The sequence below is a fragment of the Bradyrhizobium sp. LeoA1Lang genome (assembly GCF_055413685.1).
Genome location: NZ_JBVAPG010000070.1, coordinates 1 through 22,148, shown reverse-complemented (window position 1 = coordinate 22,148; position 22,148 = coordinate 1). Strand labels below are relative to the sequence as shown.

The following is a 22,148-nucleotide window of genomic DNA, read 5'->3' as shown; positions in this document are numbered from 1 at the left end:
CGCGACCGATGAATCGTTGAGCAGGACACCAGCAGCGTGAAGGCTGCGGCCGAAATCCTTGGCATCGAGGAACAACTGCAACGCAAGCCGCGGCAGCTCTCCGGCGGCCAGCCGCAGCGCGTCGCCTTGGGCCGCGCCATCGTTCGACATCCGCAGGTGTTCCTGTTCGACGAGCCGCTATCGAATCTCGACGCCAAGCTGCTCCGGTCGTATGTGGGAGAGAACGTCACGCTCGGAATCCGCCCGGAGGATCTGCATGTCGCATCCGACAGCGACGCGGCGGGCCTCAGCTTCGATGCTGTGGTCGAGGCCATCGAGAAGCTCGGCTCCCAGATTCTCTCGGACGTCAGGGTCGGCCCCAACACGATGGTGGCCGCAGTGGGCCGACCATCAAAGCAAAAGTCCGCGACCGGCTTCGCCTCGCGCTGAATCCCGATCGGCTGTACTTCTTTGACCGTGTATCGCAGGCGGCGATCTGACGGTTTTTCTTGCGTTAGAGCATGATCCAATCAGGTGGAATTGCAGCCGCGATGAACGCTGCGCTCCCTCTCCCGCTTGCGGGAGAGGGTCGGGAGAGGGCTCTCCGCGAAGGGACTCTTCGTGTGGAAAGAGCGCCATAGCCGAAGCGATGGTGGCCGAAATGGTCACTTGCACACGTCGCGTCTTAGGCATTAGGCGTTCGAGCGAGGTTTCGACGGCGTCAAAGCTGTTTCTCAGAGCGAGATACAGTTGAGCGTCGGCTTGCGTTAGGACCAGTTTGCCCACCTGCCGTTCGAAGTGCCGGAGGCGCTGACGTGCCTGCTTGCGTCAGGAGCCATGCACGAAATGCCGAGAGCAGGGGATTGTCGGCTTTCTCTTCCGGGCAGGCGAAATAGTACGAGCCGACGCTTCTCAACGTGAGGCTCGACAGCACCTTCAGCTTGCCGGAGGTCAACTGGTCGGAAATCAGGAATTCAGGAAGCAGGGCGACGCCAAGACCGGAGTTCGCTGCGCTGATCAAAGTGGATTGAATATCGAAGCGTGGCCCGCGGATCACATTCGTACCGCCGAGTTCCGCAGCATCGAACCAGCGACGCCATGCATCGGGTCGCGTGACCAGATGCAGAAGCCGCAATTCGGCAACCTCACTCGGTCGCAGTTCGGCGCGCTTGCCGATAAGCGTCGGCGATCCGACCGGCAGAAGAACTTCGTCGAACAGATAGTCTGCTTGCGTGCCGGGCCAGTCCGGCTCACCGAAGTATAGCGCACCATCGAGCGCGGTCTCGCTGAAGAAGAAGCGCGTGTTGCGCGCACTCACGTTGACGGCAACGCCGGGATTCTGAGCATAGAAGTCCGGCAGGCGCGGAATGAGCCATTGGGTGCCGACGGTGGGCAGCACCGCGATGTCCAGAACCGTGCCGTCGGCCTCGTAGCCCATGATCTCGAGTGTATCGCGCTCGATCCGCTCGATCGTCTGCGCCACACGGGTGCTGTAGGCTGTTCCGGCACGCGTCAGGGTGATCCGCTTTTTGATCCGGTGGAAGAGTTTGACGCCGAGCTGCGTCTCCAGCTGCGCGATCTGGCGCGAGACCGCACTTCCGGTCAGCGCGAGTTCGCTGGCGGCACGCGTGACACTGAGGTGCTTAGCAACCGCGCTGAAGGCCATCAGCGCGCCGAGGCTGGGTATTCTGCGGCGCATAGTTCATTCCAAAAACGCAAGACGTCCGCAGATTAAATTGTTTGCACGCCTAAACACAAGGCAACAAACTCGCGCGGATGACGAAAGTCAATTGAGCGGCGGCCTCTATCAACGCCGCGCCCATCAATGGCGTTGGGAATTTCAGACTGCAGCGCCGGCCAACCTGCAGGCGCTTCAACGATCAACTTCAAGGAGAATATCCGTGGCGGTCAACAAATTGCATGACGAGTTCCACACGCTCGACATGGAGAGCGGCTGGCAGCTGCCCCAGGGCTACGATCCCAAGTCGGGCGCGCTGGAGAAGATTTTGTCCGGATCGCTGGACACCGCGAACAAGCGCGGTAGCCGGACCCGATTGCTGAAATTCCCTCCGGGCCTATTCACCAAGCAACCGATCGTTCACGACCACTGGGAAGAAGTCTTTCTGGTCTCCGGCGACCTGATCGTTGGCAATGACGTGAACGGGCAAGGCGGCACGCCGTTTGCTGGATACACCTACGCCGTCAGGCCGCCGGGCGCGTGGCACGGTCCGTTCAAATCTGAAGGCGGCTGCCTGCTTCTCGAAATGCACTACTACGATCCCGCCTGACAGCGGCAGACACATTGACTGGCGGCCTCCTTCGCGGAGGCGCCGATAAGAGCCGATGCTCGAAATTTCTGCAAGAGGTCTGGATACAATGAGTAATGCGAAGCCTCCCGTCATCATCGCTGGGGCAGGGCCGGTGGGCATGGTGGCAGCGGCAGATATGGTGCGACAGAACATCCCGGTTCTGGTGCTGGAGAAGAACGACCAACTGAGCAGCGAGTCGCGCGCATCGACGTTCCATCCGCCCACGCTGGACATGCTCGATGATCTCGGTTTCGCCAGCACCCTGATTGCGCAGGGCCTGAAGGCGCCGACTGTTCAATACAGCTCGTCCGAAGACGGCGTGCTCGGGACGTTCGACTTCGCAGCGATTTCCGATCTGGTGCGGCACCCGTTCCGCCTGCAGGCCGAGCAGTTCAAGCTAACGCGCATCATTTTGGATGCTTTGTCCGGCAACCCGCTGTTCTCGATCGCGTTCGGCAGCGAGGTCAAATCCGTCGAGCAGACGAGCGATGCCGTCAAGGTAGTGGTCGGAGCCCAGGGGCGCGACACCATGCATGAATGCGCCTGGCTGATCGGCGCCGATGGCGCGAACAGCATCGTACGCCGCAGCCAGGACATCAAATTCGAGGGCTTCACCTGGCCCGAGCGCTTTCTGGTGATGACAACTCCGGTCGATTTCACGGTGCTTCGCCCGGGTGTGTCGTCGGTCAGCTATGTCGCCGATCCCGTGCGCTGGTACTTCCTTCTCCGCATCCTCGGAGCGTGGCGCGTGATGATGCCGGTGGCTGCGGAAATCTCCGATGCCGAGGCGCTCTCCGAAGACTATGTGACGGCGTCGATCCGGCGGATCGTTCCCGCCGAGATGGAAGCCCCCATCCTCCACACGACGTTGTATCGTGTGCATCAGCGCGTCGCCGCGAACTTCCAGAAAGGTCGCGCCTTCCTGGCTGGCGACGCCGCCCATATCAACAATCCGCTCGGCGGCATGGGCATGAATGGCGGCATTCACGACGCTTTGAACCTGACGGCGAAGTTGGGTTCGGTCATCAATGGTACGGCCAATGAGCGTGTTCTCGCCGACTACGATCTGCAGCGTCGTACGGTCACGATGCAGGCCATTCAGGGCGACACCATTCGCAACAAGAAGAATCTCGAGGCGAAAGATGAAGCCGACCGCGCGCGTTTCCGCGACGACATTCGCGCCGCGGCCGCCGATCCGGAAAAGGGACGAGCGCTCTTGCGCCGAATTGCAATGCTGGACTCGCTCGAGCGTGCAGCTTCGCTGCATGTCGCCGCGGCCCACCAGGGGTGATCAGCAATTCTCTCTTAGACGATGTCGACGGTAACCGGCTTATCGGCCGGGTAAGAACCACTTCAGTGGAAGCACCAGTGAACTTGGAGGAGTCAATGCCATGGTTCCCAAGATGTCATGCAGGATGTTCAGAATGCGAAGCAATGATCTACTGATGAAGTGGGCGACGTTTATTTTGGCGGCACTGCTATCGCCAGCATCCTTCGGGGTGCCCGGCGCGGCAGCGGCTGGATTTCCTGAAAAGATGATTACGATTGTCGTCCCGTATCCTGCCGGAAGCACCGCCGACGCGATTCCACGATTGGTGGGTCCGTTGATGTCCAAGTCGCTCGGTGTTCCGGTGATCATCGAAAATCGCGGCGGCGCAAACGGGTCGATCGGGGCGGTTCGCGTCGCTTCCTCACCAGCGGATGGCCACACGATTCTGCTTGCGACCACTGGCATGCTTACGATCAACCAATGGATCTATGAAAAGCCGACGTACAATCCTGAAAAGGATTTCACGCCGATCACCAATGGCGCTTCGACGCCGAACATCATCGTCGTCAATCCGTCGGTCAAGGCAAGCTCGCTGAAGGAGTTGGTGGCGCTGGCCAAAGCTGAGCCTGGCAAGCTGACATTTGCTTCGGCCGGCAATGGGAGCACGAGCCACCTGTGTGGGGAGACGTTGAAGGTGCTCGAAGACATTGCTGCCGTTCACATACCGTACCAAGGGGCAGCTCCGGCACTCCAGGATGTTGTCGGTGGTCAAGTTTCTATGATGTGCGACAACCTATCGAATGTCGTCCAGCAGGTGCAGAGCGGAGCGCTGAGGCCAATTGTCGTGACCGCGCTTGAACGAAGCAAGCAGCTACCCGATGTGCCGACGTCCCCGGAAGCAGGATCACCTGATCTCCTCGCAGGCAACTGGTACGGCTTTGTTGCTCCATCGGCGACCCCAAAGCACGTGATCGAGAAGCTCAACAAGTCCATCGTGGAGGCCTTGCGAGATTCGACCGTCTCAGCTCGTCTGGAAGGCCTTGGTTTGACCGTGATCGCTGATGAGCCCGCCAAGTTCGGAGAAACCATCGCAAAGGATTCTGCACGGATGGAAAATATTGTAAAGCGTGTAAAAGCAAAGGTTTTCAACTGATGCTGTCGATCAGAAGGCACCGATGATCCCCGTGAGAAGCACTTTCAGCACGAAGACGTAGGCTGCCGCTACAGCACCCAACGCCTGCAACCCGCCTCTCGCCCACAGAAACGTGTGTGTGCCCAAACCGCTATGGGTGCCTGAAGCGGATGGGGACGACCTTTGTGAGCGGGTGGTGAGAGCTGTCAAAGGCGGCTTGTGGTCGCACCAACAGCGAGCACGGTTGTTTGTTCGGGTTTGTCTCGAATGGTGGCGAGTTGGTGCCCCTGGCCGGAATCGAACCAGCACTCCTTGCGGAACTCGATTTTGAGTCGAGCGCGTCTACCAGTTCCGCCACAGGGGCATTCGCCCCATCAGCCCTTAAGGCTGGCGTCGCGAAGCGGGCGGAATATAGCGGGCGGGGTGGCGGGGTCAACCCGCGCGGTTTTGATCCGAAGGCGGCTCGACAGCGGTACAACCAGGGGATACCACCTTGGTATTGCAGGAGCTTTAGCCGTGACGCTTGCGACCGCCAATCCGCTGTCCACACGCAATACCGCCAGTCCGGCCTTCACGGCGTCGGCGGCCGTGGCTGTCATCGCGGCGGCGACGCTGGCGGGCGCCTGGTTCTTCCAGCTTGTGCTGGAGATTCTGCCCTGTCCGCTCTGCCTCGAGCAGCGTTACGCCTATTATCTCGCGGTCCCGCTCGGGGCGCTGGTGGCGTTCGTCGCCGCGAAGGGGGCTCCGCGGCCGCTGCTGCTCGCGGGGCTGGCAGTTCTTGCGCTGGCCGCGCTCGTCAATGCCGGGCTTGGCGCCTACCACGCCGGCGTCGAATGGGGCTTTTGGCAGGGGCCGACTGATTGCACCGGGCCGGTCGGCAATCTCGGCAGCGCCGGCACGCTGCTGCAGCGGCTGGATACGGTGAAGGTGATCCGCTGCGACGAGGTGCAGTGGCGCTTCCTCGGCCTCTCGCTCGCCGGCTACAACGTGCTGATTTCGCTGTTGATGGCCGCCATCGCCGCCTGGGGCTTTGCGCGGACGGCGCGCGCTTGAGACATCGCCCTCCGGCGTGAGAAGGCGACCCCTATTACCTACCCACGTGGTCCCCATAGAATGACGGCTGCGCCGATCAGACATATGGAGGCGCCTGTAATGTCCCAGCGATCGGGACGTGCGTTCTCGACCGCCCAAAGCCAAACAAGCGACGCGACGATATAGATGCCGCCATAGGTGGCATAGGCACGCCCCGCCGCCTCGGTCTCGACGAGCGTCAACAGGTACGCGAACATGATGAGCGAGAGCAGGCCCGGAAACAGCCACCAGACAGGCTTGCCTAGACGCAACCAGCTCCAGAATGCAAAGCAACCGGCGATTTCAGCGATCGCGGCGCCAACATAGACGACAGCAGTTCTCATAAGGGATCAGCTCTCACAACTCCCGCCGTCATTCAAGGCGGCGGGTCAAATCGCCGCTGTCCAAACGCGCAGTGCGGGCCCGGACCCGACTGCGTGATCCTCGATGATTTGTCGAAAGGGCAAGAAGAAACAGCTTGCACTCAGAAATCCAGTGCTCGAAGCGTAGCCCGTGTTCCTAAGCGCAATGCGGAAGTGCGAGCGCGCCGCGGCGATCGCCAACCTCTCTTCGTCATTCCGGGGCGTCCGAAGGACGAGCCCGGAATCTATTCGTCCATTTGCGCGAGCGGCGAAATGGATTCCGGGCTCATCGCTTCGCGATGCCCCGGAATGACGGAAGAAAATTCGCGAGCGATTCCAAGGTGATTTGGGTCGTCCAGCCCTCACGCGGAAAATAAACCGCTTAACCCGTCGGGCAAATCAGTGATTTAACTCTGCGCGTCTCATGGCGGATGAGGGGCGGGTCGCGATCGTCACGAACGTTGCGGTGAGATGCGGTGGACGTGATGCGTGCGACTGACGAGCGCGCACATCACGGACGGCGAAGTCGTGTGGTCCTGGCGCCCCGACGCTGGCGCTAAGCTTCTAACGAAGTGACGGTGGCAAGAAAGCCCGGTCACCGGGGAGAGCACGAAATAAGCCGTAACACCATCGCGCAGGGAAAGCCGGACTGCTTCGGTTGAACCTGTGGTCCTACCCCCGTGCTTTTTGTTGCACGGGACCCACGGGTGCAACCAGCACCCGGCTTTCCCTGCGCCCTCTATTTTTCGAGAGGGCGGAAAGTGACGCAAAGTTCGGGCGTAACGCGCCGCGAGAACGCAGATTCACATCCTCACGCTGTTTGAAATTCAAATGAGAGCCTATCCCCGTCATTGCGAGCGCAGCGAAGCAATCCATCGCGCCGCTTGCGGAGGCATGGATTGCTTCGCTCCGCTCGCAATGACGAGTGAGACGCGTCCGCTTAATCGTCCACGTCTTCCTGCGGGCGGCCGAACAGGTGCACGATGCCGGGTGTTGCCAGCGTCACGAACACGAAGCGCGAGAGGTGGTGGGCGCCGACGAAGATCGGGTCGATGTGCAACGTCAGCGCCAGCGCCAACATGGCGTCCATCGCACCGGGGGCAAAGGCGACGACGACGTCGGAGAGATGGACCTGCGTGGTCAGCGTGATCGCGGCAACGAAGATCGCGGAGATCACGATCGCGACCGCGAACGAGCCGAGCCCGGCATTGATATGGCTGCGCAAGGTCGAGAGCTTCATGCGCGCAAAGCGCGAGCCGATCAGGGCGCCGATGCCGACCAGCGCGACGCCGCGCACCCAGGGCGGCAGGCCGCCCTCGATCGCGCCGACGCCGTGCAGCAGGCTGGAGGCGAGCATGGCGCCGAACATCCACCTTGCCGGAAATTTCGCCCAGCGCAGCACGAGCGCCGCGCCGATGGAGGCCGCGATTAGCGCCGCGAGCTCGATCGGCGAGGCGCTGGCGGAGGCGATCGTCGGCGGCGCCGCGGGTGCTATGCCGAGCACCGCCAGCATCAGTGGCAAAGCGGCGGTCAGGATGATCACGCGCATGGTCTGCACCACGGCGATCGCGGCGACATCGGCGCCCTTCTCGATCGCGAGCATCGTGATCTGCGACAACGCGCCGGGGCTGCCGGCGAGGAAAGCCGAAGTCTGGTCCCAGCCATGCACGCGCTGCAAATAGAAGCTGCTGCCGAAGATCGAGCAGACGGTGGCGAGCGAGAGCAGCGCGATGGTGAGCGGATACGCGCTCACATGCTGGATCAGTTGCCGCGACACCAGGGAGCCAAGCGAGATGCCGAGCAGGATCAGCACGGTCTGGGTCACTACCGGCGGCACGGTGAGCGGCCGGCCGGCGAGCGCGGCGATGCCGACCGCGATCATCGCGCCGGAAATCAGCCCGCCTGGCAAGTTCGCCCACAAAAACAGCAGGCCGCCCGCGGCGCCGATGACGAGCGTCTCGGTCGTATTGAGGATGTTCGCGCGGCTGGGAATGGCAAGCGCCATCGATGCGGGGAGCAGGTTCACGATGGCGTTATGCCAAATCCGCAGGCCCGCGACAAATGCATCTCGCGATTGCAGCAATGCGCCGGATTTTTGGAGGCCGGGTGCCGCCCTTACTTCGCGCCCGCGCTCTTGTCGGCGGCTTCCTTCAGGCATTCGCGGCGGAATTTCTTGCGCTCCTTGCCGTGCAGGCTTTTCGCATCGGCCTGCTTGGAGCATTCCAGCGAGGCGGCGCTGCGTGCCTTCTTCTCGTCCGGTGACGGCGGCGCCTTGGTCTCGGTCTTGGCGGTGTCCTTCGGCGCGGGCGCAGTGGTTTGCGCAAAGGCGGTGCCCGTCAGCAGGAACGCGGCGAGGGCGGTTGTGGTGGCGAGGGAGGAAAACTTCGGCATGAGGCACACCTCGAATGATTGGACGCGAAACCGTCGTCGCCCGATGCTGAACCGCCGATGAATATCGCGCGTGTCGGTCGCCACAATATTTTGACGGGGCGGTTCGCCAATGCGTTGTCGCAAGTTCCGGTTGCGTTAGGATGCGGCCCTCATCAACGCGCTGAGGTTTGACGGAAAGGGAGAACAACCATGACAATTCAAGCCAAACTGCTTTGTGCGATGGCGGCCTCGGGTCTCGCCGCATTCGTGATGTCGGCGCCGGCTGAGGCCCTGACCGCGCAGGAATGCAGCGCCAAGTACCAGGCGGCCAAGGCAGCCGGAACACTCGGCGGCCAGAAGTGGAACGACTTCCGCAAGGCCGAGTGCGGCGCGAACGCAACGCCAGCCGCTGCCGCGCCCGCTGCACCGACAGCCGCTGCGCCCGCGCCGGCCCCGGCTGCCAAGGAGGCCAAGAAGGAAGCCGCGCCAGCCGCAGCGCCTGCGTTGCCGGCGGGACCGGCGGTATTCCCGAACGCGGTCGATCCGAAATACGCCAAGGAGACGCAGGGCAAGGCGCGCATGCACACCTGCGTCGACCAGTACAATGCCAACAAGACCACCAATGCCAATGGCGGTCTGAAGTGGATCCAGAAGGGCGGCGGCTATTACAGCGAATGCACCAAGCGGTTGAAGGGCGCCGCTTGATCTTGAAGCGGCTGGCGCGGTCGGAGTATGACGCCGGCCGCGTCAGCCTTTATCGTGCCGTGTTTCGGACGAGTTTGGTGAGCTCAGCAAAGCTGCGTGACATGTCCGCCTGCCGAGCGTAGACAGCGAAGGCAGCCGCGAGATTTGACATGAGCCCACCGACCGATCGTGCCGGAATCAATCCGGAACCCACGCGCCGCGCCGCGCTCGGCCTGATGGCTGCCGGCATCACGCTGCTGGGCGGCACTGCCGTCGCGCAGGAAGAAGAGAAGGTGCTGACCGAAGCCGCCGTGCTGCGCGATCCGGAGATCCCTGTCGCCGGCAACGCCAAGGGCGACATCAGCATCGTCGAGTGGTTCGACTACCAGTGTCCCTATTGCCGCAAGATCGCGCCTGAACTGCAGCAAATTGCGCAGGACGATGGCAAGGTGCGCCTGGTGTGGAAGGATTGGCCGATCCTGGGCGATGTGTCGAAGGTCGCATCGCGCATGGCGCTGGCCGCGAAATATCAGGACAAGTTTCAGGCAGCGCATGAGGCGATGATGGGCTTCACCACCAAGCTGACCGAGCCGCGGATACAGGAGGTGCTCGGAGGTGCGAGCATCGACATCGATCGCTTGAAGCGCGATCTTGCTGATAATGCCACGTCGATCGATGCCATTCTTGCGCGCAACAATGCCCAGGCCGAGGCCTTCGGTTTTCAGGGCACGCCGTCCTTCATCGTCGGCAAATTCCGCGTGCCCGGCATCCTGACCAAGGAGCAGTTTGTGCAGGCCATCGCCGACGCGCGCAAGGCGAACATGAGTCGCTAGGTCTGGCGGCTCTCGCTAGCGCGATGAAATCTTCTGCCAGTCCTCATGGGCGCGTGCTTTCAGCGCCTTCAGGTCATCGGCGGCAACGTCCCAGTTGACGATGGTACGGCCGCTCTGCGCGACCTGGCCGTTCGCCACGCTCGACGTCCGCATCGAATCATAGAGATAAACGCCCGCAATCAGCAGCAGCGCACCCAAGATCATTCCGAAAAACGTTCGCATGACCAAACCTCCGGTGACCGCTGATAACGGAGATTGGCGGCGGATGGTTCCGGGTCCGGCCAGTGACGGAACCGTGCCTACGCCCGCCTGAAGGCGCGCATCACGTAATCGATGAACACGCGCACGCGCGGCGAGAGCTGGCGATTGCGCGGGTAGAGCAGGGAGACCGGGACCGACGGCGGCGGACATTCGGTGAGCACCTCAACGAGCGCCCCACGCGCCAGATCGGTTTCGGCGTGAAAGCGCGGCACCTGGACCAGGCCGAGGCCGAGCCGCGCGGTGGCGAGGTAGCTCTCCGGTCCCGTCACCGACATGATCGCCGGCAGCGTCACTTCGCGCACCGTGCCTCCGACCACGAACTCCATCGGCCGCAGCCGCCCCGTCGTCAGCGAGCGTATCCCGATCATGCGGTGGCCTTCGAGCGCATCGGGACCAGACGGCGTGCCGAAGCGCTCGAAATAGCCAGGCGCCGCGCAGGTGAAGCGCTCCAGCATCACCACCTGCCTTGCGATCATGTCGCTGTCGGGCAGATGGCCGAAGCGCAAGACGCAATCGACGCCTTCCTCGATCAGGTCGATCCAGCGGTCGCTCTCGCTCATGTTGATCTCGATGCCGGGATATTCCGCGAAGAAGCCCGGCAGGTTGGGCAGCAGGAAGTGACGCGCCAGCGTGCCCTGCACTTCCAACCGCAACAGCCCCTTCGGCTTGCCGCCGCCGAATGCGCCTTCGGCATCCTCGAGGTCGGCGATCAGCGACAGGCAGCGGCGGTAATGGGCTTCGCCATCGAGGGTCGGGCGGACATGCCGCGTGGTGCGTTCGATCAGCCGCACGCCGAGCCGCGCCTCCAGCGATTTAACGGCGTCCGTCACCGTCGAGCGCGGCAGGCCGAGATCCTCAGCTGCAAGCGAAAAGCTGCGCCGCTCCACCACCCGGGTGAACACCCGCATCGCATCGAACCGATCCATCGCGATTATCCGGATTTTGGGAATAGTGATGCCAATCTATGCATGATTATCCGGAGTGTGAAAGTGCCTACCTTGCTCCTGTCACCCAGCGGCCAAGCCGCAGACCGAGAGGAGAACAAGATGTCGAACGAAACCAACAAAGTGGCACTGGTAACGGGCGCCTCGCGCGGGATCGGCGCCGCGGTGGCCGAACGCCTTGCGAAGGACGGCTTCACCGTCGTGATCAATTACGCCGGCGACACCAAAGCCGCCGAGGCGGTGGCGAGCCGGATCGAAGCCGCCGGCGGCCGGGCTCTCACGGCCAAGGCTGACGTCAGCGATCCCAACGCGGTGCGCGGCGTATTCGATGCGGCGGAAGCCGCGTTCGGCGGCGTCGACGTGCTCGTCAACAACGCCGGCATCATGAAGCTTGCCAGGATCGCCGACACCGATGACGCGCTGTTCGACCAGCACGTGGCCATCAACCTCAAGGGCAGCTTCAATGCGATGCGCGAGGCCGCGCGCCGGCTGCGCGACGGTGGACGCATCATCAATTTCTCGACCAGCGTCGTCGGCACCAAGTTCGAGACCTACGGCGCCTACACCGCGACCAAGGCGGCGATCGAGGTCTTGACCGCGATCCTGTCCAAGGAATTGCGCGGACGCGCGATCACGGTCAACGCGGTCGCACCCGGTCCGACGGCGACCGATCTGTTCCTGCACGGCAAGTCGCCGGAACTGATCGACCGCCTTGCGAAGGCGAATCCGCTGGAGCGGCTCGGCACGCCCGAGGACATCGCCTCGGTCGTGTCCTTCCTCGCCGGTCCCGACGGCTCCTGGATCAACGGCCAGACGCTGCGCGCCAATGGCGGCCTGGTCTGAAACCCCGACATCAACGAGGACCGATACGCCAGCGTAGCGACTGATCCCGGGCTACGCTGGCGCTTCACCCGGGCTACGGCACTTCATTCAGCCACTCCAAAATCACCGCGTTCATCTCGCGCGGGTAGGTATGGCTGAGGTCGTCGAGCTCGCGATAGGTGACGGCGGCACCGGCCGCGCTCAGCGCCTGCTTCGTCTGGCGCGCGACCTGCACCGGGAACATCCAGTCGAGCGTCCCATGCACGATATGGATCGGCAATCCGCGTAGCCGTTCCGCGTTCGCCATTTCGGCCATCAGCGGATGAAAGGTTGCTGCCACCGGGGCGAGGTGGGTGAAGGGCGAGGCGCTGCCCAAGCCTGAAACATAGCAGAACGTGCCGCCGTCGCTCATTCCCGTCATCAGCATTCGCTTCTCGTCGATAGTCCAGCGCGACCGCACGAAATCGAGAATGCGGACAAGGTTCGGCGTGTCGATATCGTCGCCCATCAACGCCCAGGTGCTTCCGCGCGCGGTCGGCGAGACGAGGATGGCGCCGCGGCTGCGTGCGTCGCGCAGCCAGCTCCACAGGAAGCCGCGGCCATTGCCGCTGCCGCCATGCAGCGCCATCACCAGCGGCCAGGCGCGGTCGGGTGTGTAATATTCTGGCACGTACAGCGAAAAGCCGCCGCGGCTGCCCGGCTCGTTGCTGTCGTGCAGGATGCCGGTGATTTCACCGGCAGGCTCGGCCAGCCGCGCCAGCAGTTCTGTATCCCCGCGGAAGGCGGGATCGGTGAAGAACTCGTTCACGGGCGGCAATCGCGCGGCCAGCGGATAGAGCGCTTCCAGCGCGCGCGGCGTGTAGCGCAGCGCGCGGAACACGCTCACGAGATCACCATTGCCGTCCTGCACGGCGCGCAGCCCCTGATAGGCGGCGAGTGCCGCATTGCTTGCGGTTTCGAGTTGCGCCCTGATCGCGGCAAATTGCTCCGGCCAGTCGGCGAGCCGCGGGCGGACCGCGCGCAGCGCCTCGTCCGGCTCGCCCGCGATTTGCAGCACGTGGCCGAACTCCGGTGGGTGCAGGTGGCGCGCGATGAAGCCGAGCGATTCCAGCGTTTGCAGCAGCGGTGGCAGCACGGCCACGATGTCGTCCACCACGGCCTCGCTCATTGCACTGCTCTTCGCGCTCAATGCAGCCGCGGCCCCTTCAAGAGTTTCGTGCGATCGATCGAGGCCAGCGTGACGTCGAAGGTGACGCCTTCGTGATAGACGGTGAGCGGCACGTCGACGCCGGCGGTGCCGAGCGACCAGAGCTTGCGATAGAAGCTCGCCTGGCTCATCACCTTTTCGCCGTTGACGGCGAGGATGACGTCGCCGGTCTTCAGCTCGGCGCGCGCCGCCGGGCCCTTGCCGGCGATGCCGACCACGACGATGCGGTTGTCGATCTCGGTCGTGTACATGCCGAGCCAGGGCCGCGATGGCCGATTGACGCGGCCATATTTGCGCAGGTCGTCGAACACCGGCATCAAGAGGTCGATCGGGACCATCATGTTGACATGCTCAGCGCGGGCGTTGCGCTCGCGTTCGAGCTGCAGCGAGCCGATGCCGATCAATTCGCCTTTGCCGGAGATCAGCGCGGTGCCGCCCCAATTGGGATGCGCGGGATAGGTAAAGATCGCTTCGTCGAGCAGGTATTCCCAATAGCCTGCAAATTCCTGCTTCGCCACGATCTGGCTCGCCAGCGAGCGGGTGCGGCCGCCGGCGCCGCCGACCACGACATTGTCGCCGACCTTCGTCGCGGCAGACGAGCCGATCGGCATCGGCTCGATGCCCGGCCGTCCCAGCGCCTGCACCAGGCCGAAGCCGGATTCGAAATCGAAGCCGAGCGGATGGCCCTCGATTACACGACCGTCGCCAAGATGCAGCCACACGGTTTCCGCTTCAGTGATGAGATAGCCGATCGTCAGCACCAGCCCGTCGTCGATCAGGACACCGTTGCCGGCGCGCTCCGTGCCCAGCGTCTCCGCGCTGAACGCGTCGGACGGGATGATGGAGTGCAGTCCCACCACGGCGGCAAGCGCGCGGTCGAGGTCAAACTTGTAGTTGCCGGAACTGGGCTGGTGTGCCGGTGGCACTTTCCATTCGGTCAAGGAAGACATGAAGGATCTCCGTAAGAATCGCGTTTCCTTCGACTAACGCCGCACCCAATAATCAATGTCCGGTCGATCGTCCCGAAGACAATATAACAACGAAATGAGCCCAGCGCGAGCGGGCTTCGCGGTTTGGAACGACTACAAATCCATCAGCCCCGCCATTGCCGATAGTCGCGCCGAACCTTCCCGTTCGCGACAGTTGCCGCTGCTTGCAACCAGCCGCGTGGGCGTTTTCGCAGGTCGGCTTCGATGGCTTGGCGTCCGGCCGGGCTGGCGGCGTGGATGGACGCAACATCGAATGCCATGGCGTGAAGCAGCTTCACGTGCAGCTTTCTCCCGGCGCTCTTGCCGAGTTCGATTTTCTTGGAGTCGGCGGAGATGCGGCGGAAGATGAACTTCTTGTGTACGGTCAGAAAGGGATCCGGCGAACGGTACCTGCCGTTGGCCGATTTGAGGAAATTCGATTTCTTCGATGTTGTCGCATCGTGAGCCCAGGTCCATGCCGAGGGCACTAACGCCTTTGCCTCACGCACGACCAGGCCTTCGCGCCATTTTGCGATCACGGCGTAACGCGGCCGTCCCAGGCTGCCGCCGCCCTTCTTGAAAATCTGGCATAGCCGGATGTCGGTCGCGTCCTTAGGCAGGCTTGCCTCCAGTACCTTCTCGACCTCCCTCGGTCGCGGCCGGGGCTTGCGATATTTTTCGATGTCGTCCCAGAATTCTTCCGCTTCTCCGTCGTCCGGCTCGGCGTAGGGCCTGAGCCAGGTTCGGTTCTCGAACAACAGCGCCGGTCGCGGGTATTTCAGGCCCTCGTGATATCCCTTCAACAGGGTGCTAGCGGCATCTTCATCGTCGACAGCCGAACGCGGCGCGAGTTGGATGCTGGTTGCCAGACGGACGAGATCGAGCACATAGGGCATCTCGGCGGCTTCGTCGAAATCGTTGACTCCCCAGACCAGACGCCCATCGGCGTCGCGCCAGGTTCCGAAATTTTCCAGATGCAGATCGCCGACCGCGAGCACCTTGGGCGCGTCCATCAACTCCGGACACCAGTCGCCGATTTTCCTCGCCCAGCGGAAATAGGTCGCGCGCAGGAAGATGAAGGCGCTCTCCTTCATTCGCTCGTGCTTGTAGTCGATGTCGCTCTTGACGATGTCGCACTGCGTCGCCAACCACTTCTCGAATTCCCTGTTATCATCGCGGAAAGACATGGGAGACCTCACACGGTTGGATCGGTGGAACGGATTCGACCTTAAGATGTGATCTCGCAAAACCTCGCATGTAGCGTCTTGAGCCGATGCGAAACGTCGCATACATGCCGATCAATCCGGTGCTGGCCGACGGAGCCGAAAATGCATGGCGGGAGCAAAGATCGTTGAAGGCGACACGCCGCACGCCCGCAAGTGCGGGCATCATGATGTATCGCCGTTCGGGGTCGCGGCTGGAAGTTCTGCTCGTGCATCCCGGCGGGCCCTACTGGCGCCGCGAGGACGAGGGCGCCTGGTCGATCCCGAAGGGGGAGATGGACGGCGAGGAGGATGCAATCGCCGTGGCGCGCCGCGAATTTGCCGAGGAGACCGGCGTCGTCCTTGATCAGCCGCTCGAACCGCTGGGCGAGATCCGCCAGCGCGCCGGAAAGCGCGTGATCGCTTTCGCCGTCGAAGGCGATCTCGATGTGCATGCTATCAGGAGTAATATGTTCGAGATCGAGTGGCCGCCGAGAAGCGGGAAGATGCAGGCATTTCCGGAGATCGACCGCGCCGAATGGTTCGATCTCGTCGCCGCGCATGCGAAGATACTCGAAGGCCAGCGGCCGTTGCTCGATCGCCTCGTCGAGCTCGTCGGCCCATCAGGGAGAAGCCCATGAGCGACCGCTTTGATCTCGCGCGCTTTGTCGATGCTCAGGCCCCCGTTTATCCGCAGGTTGTGGCGGAGCTCAGCCGCGGCCGCAAGCAAAGCCACTGGATGTGGTTCATCTTCCCGCAGCTTGCCGGTCTCGGGTTCAGCGCGATGGCGCAGCGCTTTGCGATCGCCTCTCGCGACGAGGCGATCGCCTATCTGAAGCATGAGATCCTGGGACCGCGGCTGCTCGAATGCACGCGTCTCGTCAACGCCGTCGATGGCAAGACCATCCGGGAAATTCTCGGCAGTCCCGACGATCTGAAGTTCCGCTCCTCGATGACGCTGTTTGCCGCGGTGTCGGCCGTTCCCGAATTTCCCGCTGCGCTGAAGAAATATTATGGCGGCGAAGCCGACCCACGAACGCTTGAGCTGTTAGCTGGCTAAAGCTGAACCGACGTCATTCCGGGGCGCGCGTCAGCGCGAGCCCGGAATCCATCGGGCCGCATGCGTAAGTGGAGAAATGGATTCCGGGTTCGCGCTGACGCGCGCCCCGGAATGACGGCGTGGGCTCACTCCGCCTTCGCCTGCATGCGCGACGGCATGATCCGGAATGCGTGATTCTCCTTCAGCCATGCGGCGCGCTCGTCGCGCAATAGCGTGCGGCGGACCTTGCCGGAGTCGTCACGCACTTGCGCGGGCACGATTTCAAAGCTCTCCGGATGCTTGTAGCGGCTCAGCCGGTCGGCGAGGAAATCGCCCATGCCGTCGGCGATAGCCTGCGCGTTGATCGATGGATCGCACTCGAGGATCGCATGGATGCGCTGGCCGAATTCGGGGTCGGGCAGGCCGACCACCACGCAGGAGCGCACATCGGGATGCGCGCACACCGCGGCCTCGACTTCCGCCGGATAGATGTTGGCACCGCCGCGCAGGATCATGTCGGCGAGCCGGTCGCCGAGATAGAGATAGCCATCTTCATCGAGCCGGCCGATATCGCCGAGCGACTCCCAGCCGTCGGCGCGGCGTTTCGGCTCGGCGCCGAGATAGTGATAGGTGGTGCCGGCGCCATCATTGGGCAGGAAATAGATCTCGCCGGTCTCGCCTGGAGTTGCGTCATTGCCGTCCTCGCCGATGATGCGCAGGCGCGCAGTCTCGCCGATCTTGCCGACCGAGCCCTTGTGTGCGAGCCATTCGACTCCGGAGATGATGCAGGAGCCCTGCCGCTCGGTGCCGCCATACAGCTCCCAGATCCGCTCCGGTCCCAGCCACTCGATCCATTTCTCCTTCAGCCATGGCGGCATCGGCGCCGCCATGTGGAACACGACCTGCAGGCTGGAGAGATCGTAGCGGTTGCGCACCTCGTCCGGCAGCGACCAGATCCGGTGCATCATGGTCGGCACAAAATTGATCCATTGCACCCGCTCGGCCTCGATCTGGCGCAGCGCCTCCTCGGCGTCGAACTTGGTCAGGCCGGTGAGCCGTCCGCCGGCGAACAGGGCAAAATGCGAAACGATGAATGGCGCGTTGTGATACAGCGGCCCCGGATTGAGCAGGGAGGCGCCGAGCGGGATGCCGAGCGGCGGCGCCATGGTGGTGTCGACCACGGCGGGCAGATGATCGAGGATCACTTTCGGCCGCCCGGTCGAGCCGCCACTCGTCATCGCCTTCCAATAGCGTGAGATGGGTGCCGTGAGCGGCTCGTCTGAAAACCCTTCGGGCACGAAGCCGGTCGGCAGCGAGTTCGGTGCATCCCAATCGGGCTCGCCGCCGACCACCAGCGCGGGCTTGAGGATATCGAGCACCGCGGCTGCTTCGCCGCGCGGCAACCGCCAGGACAGCGAGGTCGGCGTCGCGCCGCACTTCCATACCGCGAAGGTGGTCTCGAAGAATGCGTTGCTGTTGGGCAGCCCGATCGCGACGAAGTCGCCGGGCTTGACGCCCTTGGCCGCAAACGCCCGCGCGCGGGCATTGGCACGGTGCTCCAGTTGCTCCCAGGTCAGCGTGTCCTGTCCGTGACGAATGGCGATCGTGTCCGCCGGCTGGCGTTCAGCATACCAGCGCGGCACATCGGCGATCGGGATCAGCATGAGGCGTTTCCATTTGGTGGGCTGCTCGCAGCCGCTTTTGTGTCGTGGATGATGTGGCGTGGCGCACTTCATCAACAGGGGCGAGGCGAGTCAAGCCGCGGCTGAGAGTCATTGCTTGACGATCGAATCGGAATCGTAGGCTGGGTAGAGCGAAGCGAAACCCACCATTCTCACCGCTTGCTCCGACGTTGATGGGTTTCGCTTCGCTCTACCCATCCTACGGGATATCGGCCCGTCACAGCGCTTGTCTTACATGAGCGGTTTGGTGGACTCGGGCCAGAAATCACCGGTCGGACCAGCCGGCCGCAGCTTCTGCATCTGCTGCGCGGTACAGGTCTTCTTCTGTATGGTCTCGGTGGTTTTATGCCCGTCCTTCAACCGGTCCCTGATATTAATCGGAAACCGGCATTTCGCCGCATGCGACTCGACATAGCCGATCAACTTGATTTCGGCCTGGCCGTACTTGTCGATCAGCTTGCAGGCTTCGTCCGATGACGCGCGCCGGGCGGCGGCAGCCCTGATCCACCGACCCCGCTCCTCGACTTCTGCCCGCAGCGAACTAAATTCTTGCCTGCATTGGTCGGGGATTTCCTCTTGCGGAGCTACGGCGATGAGTGGCGCGCCGCCGGATGGGAACGGGCTCACGAAATTTGCCACGGGCGGGCTGCCATTCTCCGCCGGCTGGCCCGGCTGCGCTGCCTGGCCTGGCAGCGGCGCCGGAAACGCACTCTGCGCCCATGCATCATCTCCGATGAACGCAAGAATGGTAGCTGCCGTTAGCGGCGCAATCAGGCGGCGGAAGGTCAAGGCTCGTTCTCCGGCAGGATTGTGAGGACGTCCTAACGTTCGAGCAAAGCGTAGTTTCTCTTACGGTCTCTTCGCTCAGTTAACAATTGAATTCCGACGCAACGATGTCCTTCACGAGCGCGCAGCTGACGCTGCAGGACGCGATCCACCCTGTGGTTTGCGCGCGTAGATCCGTTCGATCTCCGCGGCAAAGCGGTGCTCGAGTGCGGGGCGCTTGTTCTTCAGCGTCGGCGTCAACAGGCCGGCGGCGATGGTCCATGGCTCCAGCGTCCACCATACCGCGCGCGGTGTCGCATAGGCCGGGTAGGCTTTGACGGCCTCGGCGATCCGCTTGACGAGGAATGCGGTTTCCGCCTCCGCACCGCTGCCCGCGAGCCTGGCCTTCTCCCGCTCCCACACTTTCGCATTCAGCACCACGAGCGCCGCGAGAAAAGGACGGTTCTCGCCGATCACCATGGCCTGCTCGAACAGGGGATCGGCGAGGATCGCGGTTTCGAGATCGACGGGCGCGATCTTCTCGCCGGTAGAAGTCACCAGGATGTCCTTGATGCGGCCGGTGATGCTGATGCGGCCGCCTTCGATGCGGGCCTGATCGCCGGTATGCAGCCATCCGTCGGCTTGCTTGATCCGATGCGTCTCTTCCGGCCGGTGCCAATAGCCGAGCATCACGTTCGGCCCTCGCACCAGCAGCTCCTGATCCTCGCTGATCCTGACTTCGATACCGTCGAGCGGCCGGCCGACCGAGCGGGGATCGTTGTCGTCAGTGGTATTGACGGAGACGACGGGTGACGTCTCGGTCATGCCGTAGCCCTGCAGGATGTCCAGTCCGAGCGCGAGGAACAGCCGGATCACCCGCTCGCCGATCGCCGCGCCGCCACTGACGGCGACCCGCAGCCGTCCGCCGAACTGAGCCAGCACCTTGTCGGCGACCAGGCGCTCGAGCAGCGGCCAGACCATCCGGTCCAACAGCGACGGGCTGCGGCCTTGTTGCCGCGCATCAAAGCGTCGTCCACCGACGGCAATGGTAAGATCGAGCAATTCGCGTTCGAAGCGGCCGGCCGCCTCGCTGTGCTGCATGATCAGTGCATAGATGCGCTCATAGATCCGCGGCACGGAGATCAGCACTGTCGGCCGCACCTGCTTCAAATCATCGGAGAGCTGCTGCACCGATCGCGCATAGGCGACGCAGGCGCCGGCGGCGATCGGATAGTAGTAGCCGCCGGTGCGCTCGAACGTGTGCGACAGCGGCAGGAAGGACAGGAAGACATCATTCGCACTGGCGGCGATGCGCGCGTGGATCGCCTTGACGTTCGCCACGATGTTGCCGTGCGAGAGCATGACGCCCTTGGGTCGCCCGGTCGTACCGGAGGTGTAGACGATCGCGGCAAGATCGTCCGGCTGCAACGCCACGTCGTTTATGACGGCCTCTGCCGCCTGTCCGCGCTCCAGCCAGGATTTCAGCGCCATGAGGCGATGATCCGCCATTGCCGGGTCTTCGGTACCTTGCAGATCGACGCAGACGACGCGCTTGAGCGTGTCCGTCGGCGCGCCGGCGCTTGCGAGGATCCGCCAGCGGTCGATGGTGTCGACCAACAGCAGCGACGCCGCGGAATCCTTCAAGATGTAGACGATGCTTTCGGGATTATCGATCGCGTGCATCGGCACCGGCACGAGGCCGCGCGACAATGCGGCCTGGTCCATCGCGATGTGCTCGATGCCATTGGGCATCAGGATGGCGACGCGCTCGCCGGCCGCGAAACCCTCGGCAGCAAGCGCGCGCCGCCAGCGGTCGAGCTCGCGATCGATCTCGTGCCAGGAATGGCTGACCCAGCGCTCGGCTGCCGCATCGAAATGCCGGTAGGCTTCCGTATCAGGCGTTGCCCGGACGCGCCAACGCAATAGCTCGGGCAGCGTACGGACCTGCGCAAGTGTGTCCAGTGCGCCAAGTTGCGGAATCGAATTGGCGCCGGACAGTTTCTCCGTCTGCACATAGCCTCCCGACGACGTTAAGCATCAAACAAAACCATGGATTTGTCGCATGGGGACTACCTCAGATGTTTGAGCTAGCGCAAGAACGGGTATGTCGGCGCCGCTTGCGCGCCCGCAATGCCGGACTCACTCCTCCAGCGTGAATCCAACCCGCAGCGTGACCTGGTAATGGCGGACGGTGCCCTTCTCGATATGGCCCCGCGTCTGCACGACTTCGAACCATTTCATCTCGCGAATGGTCTTTGCGGCGCGGGCGATGGCGTTCTGGATCGCATCCTCGATGCTCTTCTCGGACGATCCGACGAGGTCCAGGCTCTTATAGACGTGGTCCTTCTCGGTTGTCACAGGCATGGCAAACCTCCCTTGAAAGGCGCTTCCGGTTATTCGCGGCGCATCCGGATTGTTACTCCGTCCGCGCAGGATCAGTCGGCGTCGGCGCCGCGTCCAGTCTGAACGAGCTTACGGCTATTGGAGTTCCGCTCGCCTCACCGCTTGCCCCACAAAATGAGCCGGTGGTCATCGCCCGACGCACGTTATGACTGTTCGAGGTTTCCCGAGCGCGCTATCATCCCCAGGTTGTCGGTGTCTCCGAGACGATAGGTTAGGATCGTCGCGCCCAGGGGGGAGCCTCATGAGATTGAGCGCTGCGGCCGTCGGCCTCTTGATCTGGTCCTGCCTTCCCGCCAGCGCAGCGCAGACCGGCGCCGAGCTTTACGCGCAGCACTGCGCCCAGTGCCACGATGCCGGCGACCCGCAGAGCCGCATTCCCAACCGCGCCGCATTGCAGTCGATGGCGTTCGAGCATGTGCTCAGAGCGATCACGTTGGGGAGCATGGCTCCCATGGTCAAGGACCGAACGGACGATGAGCGCAAAGCGATCGCCTCCTTCGTGACCGGGAGACAGGCTGGCGACGGCGCTCCCGCCGCCACGGCCGATGCAGCAGGGCACTGCGTGGAGGGCACCCGCGGCTTTGACGGGGCGTTCGACCGGCCGCGATGGACCGGTTGGGGCGCGGATATCAACAACAGCCGGTTTCAGGCCGCCGAGATGGCGGGACTCAGGGCCGACCAGGTGCCACGGTTGCGCCTGAAATGGGCGTTCGGCTTTCCGGCTATCCGATTCACACATTTTTGAGCCTCAAAGTGGTGCCGTATTTGATGCGACGGAAGGCTTCGAGGCCCAGGCGCATCACCTTTGGACCAGGCTTTCCATAGTAGGCGGTCCATCCTCCAAG

General features: G+C 63.1%; 24 protein-coding genes, 1 tRNA gene and 1 pseudogene. 11 read left to right on the top strand and 15 right to left on the bottom strand.

Features of this window, described 5'->3' with window-relative positions; all coding sequences use genetic code 11:
• Positions 1 to 36: 36 nt before the first annotated feature.
• Positions 37 to 429, top strand: a pseudogene (locus ACZYOF_RS22990) (ATP-binding cassette domain-containing protein); the annotation flags it as partial.
• A 271-nt stretch (positions 430 to 700) separates the two neighbouring features.
• Here the strand turns inward: ACZYOF_RS22990 and ACZYOF_RS22985 are convergent.
• Entirely contained in the window at positions 701 to 1,645 is a 945-nt protein-coding gene (locus ACZYOF_RS22985; RefSeq protein WP_165421000.1) for a LysR family transcriptional regulator, read from the bottom strand.
• 65 nt (positions 1,646 to 1,710) lie between these two features.
• A complete protein-coding gene (locus ACZYOF_RS22980) occupies positions 1,711 to 1,869 on the bottom strand; it encodes a hypothetical protein (RefSeq protein WP_463717203.1) in 159 nt (52 codons plus the stop codon).
• An 11-nt stretch (positions 1,870 to 1,880) separates the two neighbouring features.
• Between ACZYOF_RS22980 and ACZYOF_RS22975 the strand changes: the two genes are divergently transcribed.
• From ACZYOF_RS22975 to ACZYOF_RS22965, 3 genes are all read left to right on the top strand, one after another.
• Positions 1,881 to 2,267, top strand: a complete 387-nt coding sequence (locus ACZYOF_RS22975; RefSeq protein ID WP_463717202.1) for a cupin domain-containing protein — start codon at positions 1,881 to 1,883, stop codon at positions 2,265 to 2,267.
• 88 nt (positions 2,268 to 2,355) lie between these two features.
• Positions 2,356 to 3,579, top strand: a complete 1,224-nt coding sequence (locus ACZYOF_RS22970) for an FAD-dependent oxidoreductase (RefSeq protein WP_463717201.1) — start codon at positions 2,356 to 2,358, stop codon at positions 3,577 to 3,579.
• Positions 3,580 to 3,733: 154 nt separating this feature from the next.
• Positions 3,734 to 4,711, top strand: a complete 978-nt coding sequence (locus ACZYOF_RS22965) for a Bug family tripartite tricarboxylate transporter substrate binding protein (protein WP_463717200.1) — start codon at positions 3,734 to 3,736, stop codon at positions 4,709 to 4,711.
• A 258-nt stretch (positions 4,712 to 4,969) separates the two neighbouring features.
• Here ACZYOF_RS22965 and ACZYOF_RS22960 read toward each other — a convergent pair.
• Positions 4,970 to 5,054 (bottom strand) — tRNA-Leu (locus tag ACZYOF_RS22960).
• A 152-nt stretch (positions 5,055 to 5,206) separates the two neighbouring features.
• Between ACZYOF_RS22960 and ACZYOF_RS22955 the strand changes: the two genes are divergently transcribed.
• Positions 5,207 to 5,743, top strand: coding sequence for a disulfide bond formation protein B (locus ACZYOF_RS22955; protein WP_463717199.1), 537 nt, complete (start codon positions 5,207 to 5,209; stop codon positions 5,741 to 5,743).
• Positions 5,744 to 5,781: 38 nt separating this feature from the next.
• On the opposite strand, the gene ACZYOF_RS22950 is transcribed toward ACZYOF_RS22955, so the two are convergent.
• The 3 genes from ACZYOF_RS22950 to ACZYOF_RS22940 form a co-directional block, all read right to left on the bottom strand.
• Entirely contained in the window at positions 5,782 to 6,105 is a 324-nt protein-coding gene (locus tag ACZYOF_RS22950; protein ID WP_463717198.1) for a YnfA family protein, read from the bottom strand.
• Between the two features lie 958 nt (positions 6,106 to 7,063).
• The gene (locus ACZYOF_RS22945; protein ID WP_463717216.1) at positions 7,064 to 8,128 is read right to left on the bottom strand and encodes an AbrB family transcriptional regulator; all 1,065 of its coding nucleotides are present in this window, start codon (positions 8,126 to 8,128) and stop codon (positions 7,064 to 7,066) included.
• 110 nt (positions 8,129 to 8,238) lie between these two features.
• Positions 8,239 to 8,514 (bottom strand): PsiF family protein, encoded by a 276-nt coding sequence (locus ACZYOF_RS22940; RefSeq protein WP_130584307.1) that lies wholly within the window; start codon positions 8,512 to 8,514, stop codon positions 8,239 to 8,241.
• Between the two features lie 189 nt (positions 8,515 to 8,703).
• On the opposite strand from ACZYOF_RS22940, the gene ACZYOF_RS22935 reads away from it, so the two are divergent.
• Both ACZYOF_RS22935 and ACZYOF_RS22930 read left to right on the top strand, forming a co-directional pair.
• Positions 8,704 to 9,198 (top strand): hypothetical protein, encoded by a 495-nt coding sequence (locus ACZYOF_RS22935; protein WP_463717197.1) that lies wholly within the window; start codon positions 8,704 to 8,706, stop codon positions 9,196 to 9,198.
• 149 nt (positions 9,199 to 9,347) lie between these two features.
• Entirely contained in the window at positions 9,348 to 10,010 is a 663-nt protein-coding gene (locus tag ACZYOF_RS22930) for a DsbA family protein (protein WP_463717196.1), read from the top strand.
• Positions 10,011 to 10,025: 15 nt separating this feature from the next.
• Here the strand turns inward: ACZYOF_RS22930 and ACZYOF_RS22925 are convergent, their stop codons facing one another.
• Both ACZYOF_RS22925 and ACZYOF_RS22920 read right to left on the bottom strand, forming a co-directional pair.
• Positions 10,026 to 10,232, bottom strand: coding sequence for a hypothetical protein (locus ACZYOF_RS22925; RefSeq protein WP_463717195.1), 207 nt, complete (start codon positions 10,230 to 10,232; stop codon positions 10,026 to 10,028).
• 77 nt (positions 10,233 to 10,309) lie between these two features.
• Positions 10,310 to 11,197 carry a LysR family transcriptional regulator gene (locus tag ACZYOF_RS22920; protein ID WP_463717194.1) on the bottom strand — a complete coding sequence of 296 codons (888 nt, stop codon included), beginning with the start codon at positions 11,195 to 11,197 and terminating at the stop codon, positions 10,310 to 10,312.
• A gap of 120 nt (positions 11,198 to 11,317) precedes the next feature.
• Between ACZYOF_RS22920 and ACZYOF_RS22915 the strand changes: the two genes are divergently transcribed.
• Entirely contained in the window at positions 11,318 to 12,058 is a 741-nt protein-coding gene (locus tag ACZYOF_RS22915) for an SDR family oxidoreductase (RefSeq protein WP_282530191.1), read from the top strand.
• Between the two features lie 73 nt (positions 12,059 to 12,131).
• Here ACZYOF_RS22915 and ACZYOF_RS22910 read toward each other — a convergent pair whose 3' ends face one another.
• The 3 genes from ACZYOF_RS22910 to ACZYOF_RS22900 all read right to left on the bottom strand — a co-directional run bounded on the left by ACZYOF_RS22910 (position 12,132) and on the right by ACZYOF_RS22900 (position 15,399).
• Complete coding sequence (locus ACZYOF_RS22910) at positions 12,132 to 13,205, bottom strand: carboxylesterase family protein (protein ID WP_463717193.1); 1,074 nt, start codon at positions 13,203 to 13,205, stop codon at positions 12,132 to 12,134.
• A 17-nt stretch (positions 13,206 to 13,222) separates the two neighbouring features.
• Positions 13,223 to 14,194, bottom strand: a complete 972-nt coding sequence (locus tag ACZYOF_RS22905; RefSeq protein ID WP_130583465.1) for a S1C family serine protease — start codon at positions 14,192 to 14,194, stop codon at positions 13,223 to 13,225.
• A gap of 143 nt (positions 14,195 to 14,337) precedes the next feature.
• Positions 14,338 to 15,399 carry a DUF2252 family protein gene (locus tag ACZYOF_RS22900; RefSeq protein WP_463717192.1) on the bottom strand — a complete coding sequence of 354 codons (1,062 nt, stop codon included), beginning with the start codon at positions 15,397 to 15,399 and terminating at the stop codon, positions 14,338 to 14,340.
• Between the two features lie 164 nt (positions 15,400 to 15,563).
• Between ACZYOF_RS22900 and ACZYOF_RS22895 the strand changes: the two genes are divergently transcribed.
• On the top strand, positions 15,564 to 16,055 hold the full coding sequence (locus ACZYOF_RS22895; RefSeq protein WP_463717191.1) for an NUDIX hydrolase: 492 nt from the start codon (positions 15,564 to 15,566) through the stop codon (positions 16,053 to 16,055).
• Positions 16,052 to 16,474 carry a DUF1810 domain-containing protein gene (locus tag ACZYOF_RS22890; RefSeq protein ID WP_463717190.1) on the top strand — a complete coding sequence of 141 codons (423 nt, stop codon included), beginning with the start codon at positions 16,052 to 16,054 and terminating at the stop codon, positions 16,472 to 16,474. Before ACZYOF_RS22895 ends, ACZYOF_RS22890 begins: the two co-directional genes overlap by 4 nt.
• Positions 16,475 to 16,599: 125 nt before the next feature.
• Here ACZYOF_RS22890 and ACZYOF_RS22885 read toward each other — a convergent pair whose 3' ends face one another.
• The 4 genes from ACZYOF_RS22885 to ACZYOF_RS22870 all read right to left on the bottom strand — a co-directional run bounded on the left by ACZYOF_RS22885 (position 16,600) and on the right by ACZYOF_RS22870 (position 21,264).
• A complete protein-coding gene (locus tag ACZYOF_RS22885) occupies positions 16,600 to 18,117 on the bottom strand; it encodes an AMP-binding protein (RefSeq protein ID WP_463717189.1) in 1,518 nt (505 codons plus the stop codon).
• Positions 18,118 to 18,366: 249 nt separating this feature from the next.
• Positions 18,367 to 18,924 carry a hypothetical protein gene (locus tag ACZYOF_RS22880; RefSeq protein WP_130583194.1) on the bottom strand — a complete coding sequence of 186 codons (558 nt, stop codon included), beginning with the start codon at positions 18,922 to 18,924 and terminating at the stop codon, positions 18,367 to 18,369.
• 111 nt (positions 18,925 to 19,035) lie between these two features.
• A complete protein-coding gene (locus ACZYOF_RS22875) occupies positions 19,036 to 20,913 on the bottom strand; it encodes an AMP-dependent synthetase/ligase (RefSeq protein WP_463717188.1) in 1,878 nt (625 codons plus the stop codon).
• Between the two features lie 126 nt (positions 20,914 to 21,039).
• Complete coding sequence (locus tag ACZYOF_RS22870) at positions 21,040 to 21,264, bottom strand: dodecin (RefSeq protein WP_463717187.1); 225 nt, start codon at positions 21,262 to 21,264, stop codon at positions 21,040 to 21,042.
• A 286-nt stretch (positions 21,265 to 21,550) separates the two neighbouring features.
• On the opposite strand from ACZYOF_RS22870, the gene ACZYOF_RS22865 reads away from it, so the two are divergent.
• Positions 21,551 to 22,048, top strand: coding sequence for a c-type cytochrome (locus ACZYOF_RS22865; RefSeq protein WP_463717186.1), 498 nt, complete (start codon positions 21,551 to 21,553; stop codon positions 22,046 to 22,048).
• Positions 22,049 to 22,148 lie beyond the last annotated feature (100 nt).

Bases quoted from the DNA above. Each gene is read 5' to 3' on its own strand.
- ACZYOF_RS22940 (WP_130584307.1), bottom strand. From the start codon at position 8,514: ATGCCGAAGTTTTCCTCCCTCGCCACCACAACCGCCCTCGCCGCGTTC.
- ACZYOF_RS22945 (WP_463717216.1), bottom strand. From the start codon at position 8,128: ATGGCGCTTGCCATTCCCAGCCGCGCGAACATCCTCAATACGACCGAG.
- ACZYOF_RS22910 (WP_463717193.1), bottom strand. From the start codon at position 13,205: ATGAGCGAGGCCGTGGTGGACGACATCGTGGCCGTGCTGCCACCGCTG.
- ACZYOF_RS22930 (WP_463717196.1), top strand. From the start codon at position 9,348: ATGAGCCCACCGACCGATCGTGCCGGAATCAATCCGGAACCCACGCGC.
- ACZYOF_RS22870 (WP_463717187.1), bottom strand. From the start codon at position 21,264: ATGCCTGTGACAACCGAGAAGGACCACGTCTATAAGAGCCTGGACCTC.
- ACZYOF_RS22885 (WP_463717189.1), bottom strand. From the start codon at position 18,117: ATGCTGATCCCGATCGCCGATGTGCCGCGCTGGTATGCTGAACGCCAG.
- ACZYOF_RS22900 (WP_463717192.1), bottom strand. From the start codon at position 15,399: ATGTCTTTCCGCGATGATAACAGGGAATTCGAGAAGTGGTTGGCGACG.
- ACZYOF_RS22965 (WP_463717200.1), top strand. From the start codon at position 3,734: ATGAAGTGGGCGACGTTTATTTTGGCGGCACTGCTATCGCCAGCATCC.
- ACZYOF_RS22970 (WP_463717201.1), top strand. From the start codon at position 2,356: ATGAGTAATGCGAAGCCTCCCGTCATCATCGCTGGGGCAGGGCCGGTG.
- ACZYOF_RS22890 (WP_463717190.1), top strand. From the start codon at position 16,052: ATGAGCGACCGCTTTGATCTCGCGCGCTTTGTCGATGCTCAGGCCCCC.
- ACZYOF_RS22915 (WP_282530191.1), top strand. From the start codon at position 11,318: ATGTCGAACGAAACCAACAAAGTGGCACTGGTAACGGGCGCCTCGCGC.
- ACZYOF_RS22935 (WP_463717197.1), top strand. From the start codon at position 8,704: ATGACAATTCAAGCCAAACTGCTTTGTGCGATGGCGGCCTCGGGTCTC.
- ACZYOF_RS22950 (WP_463717198.1), bottom strand. From the start codon at position 6,105: ATGAGAACTGCTGTCGTCTATGTTGGCGCCGCGATCGCTGAAATCGCC.
- ACZYOF_RS22985 (WP_165421000.1), bottom strand. From the start codon at position 1,645: ATGGCCTTCAGCGCGGTTGCTAAGCACCTCAGTGTCACGCGTGCCGCC.
- ACZYOF_RS22920 (WP_463717194.1), bottom strand. From the start codon at position 11,197: ATGGATCGGTTCGATGCGATGCGGGTGTTCACCCGGGTGGTGGAGCGG.
- ACZYOF_RS22925 (WP_463717195.1), bottom strand. From the start codon at position 10,232: ATGCGAACGTTTTTCGGAATGATCTTGGGTGCGCTGCTGCTGATTGCG.
- ACZYOF_RS22905 (WP_130583465.1), bottom strand. From the start codon at position 14,194: ATGTCTTCCTTGACCGAATGGAAAGTGCCACCGGCACACCAGCCCAGT.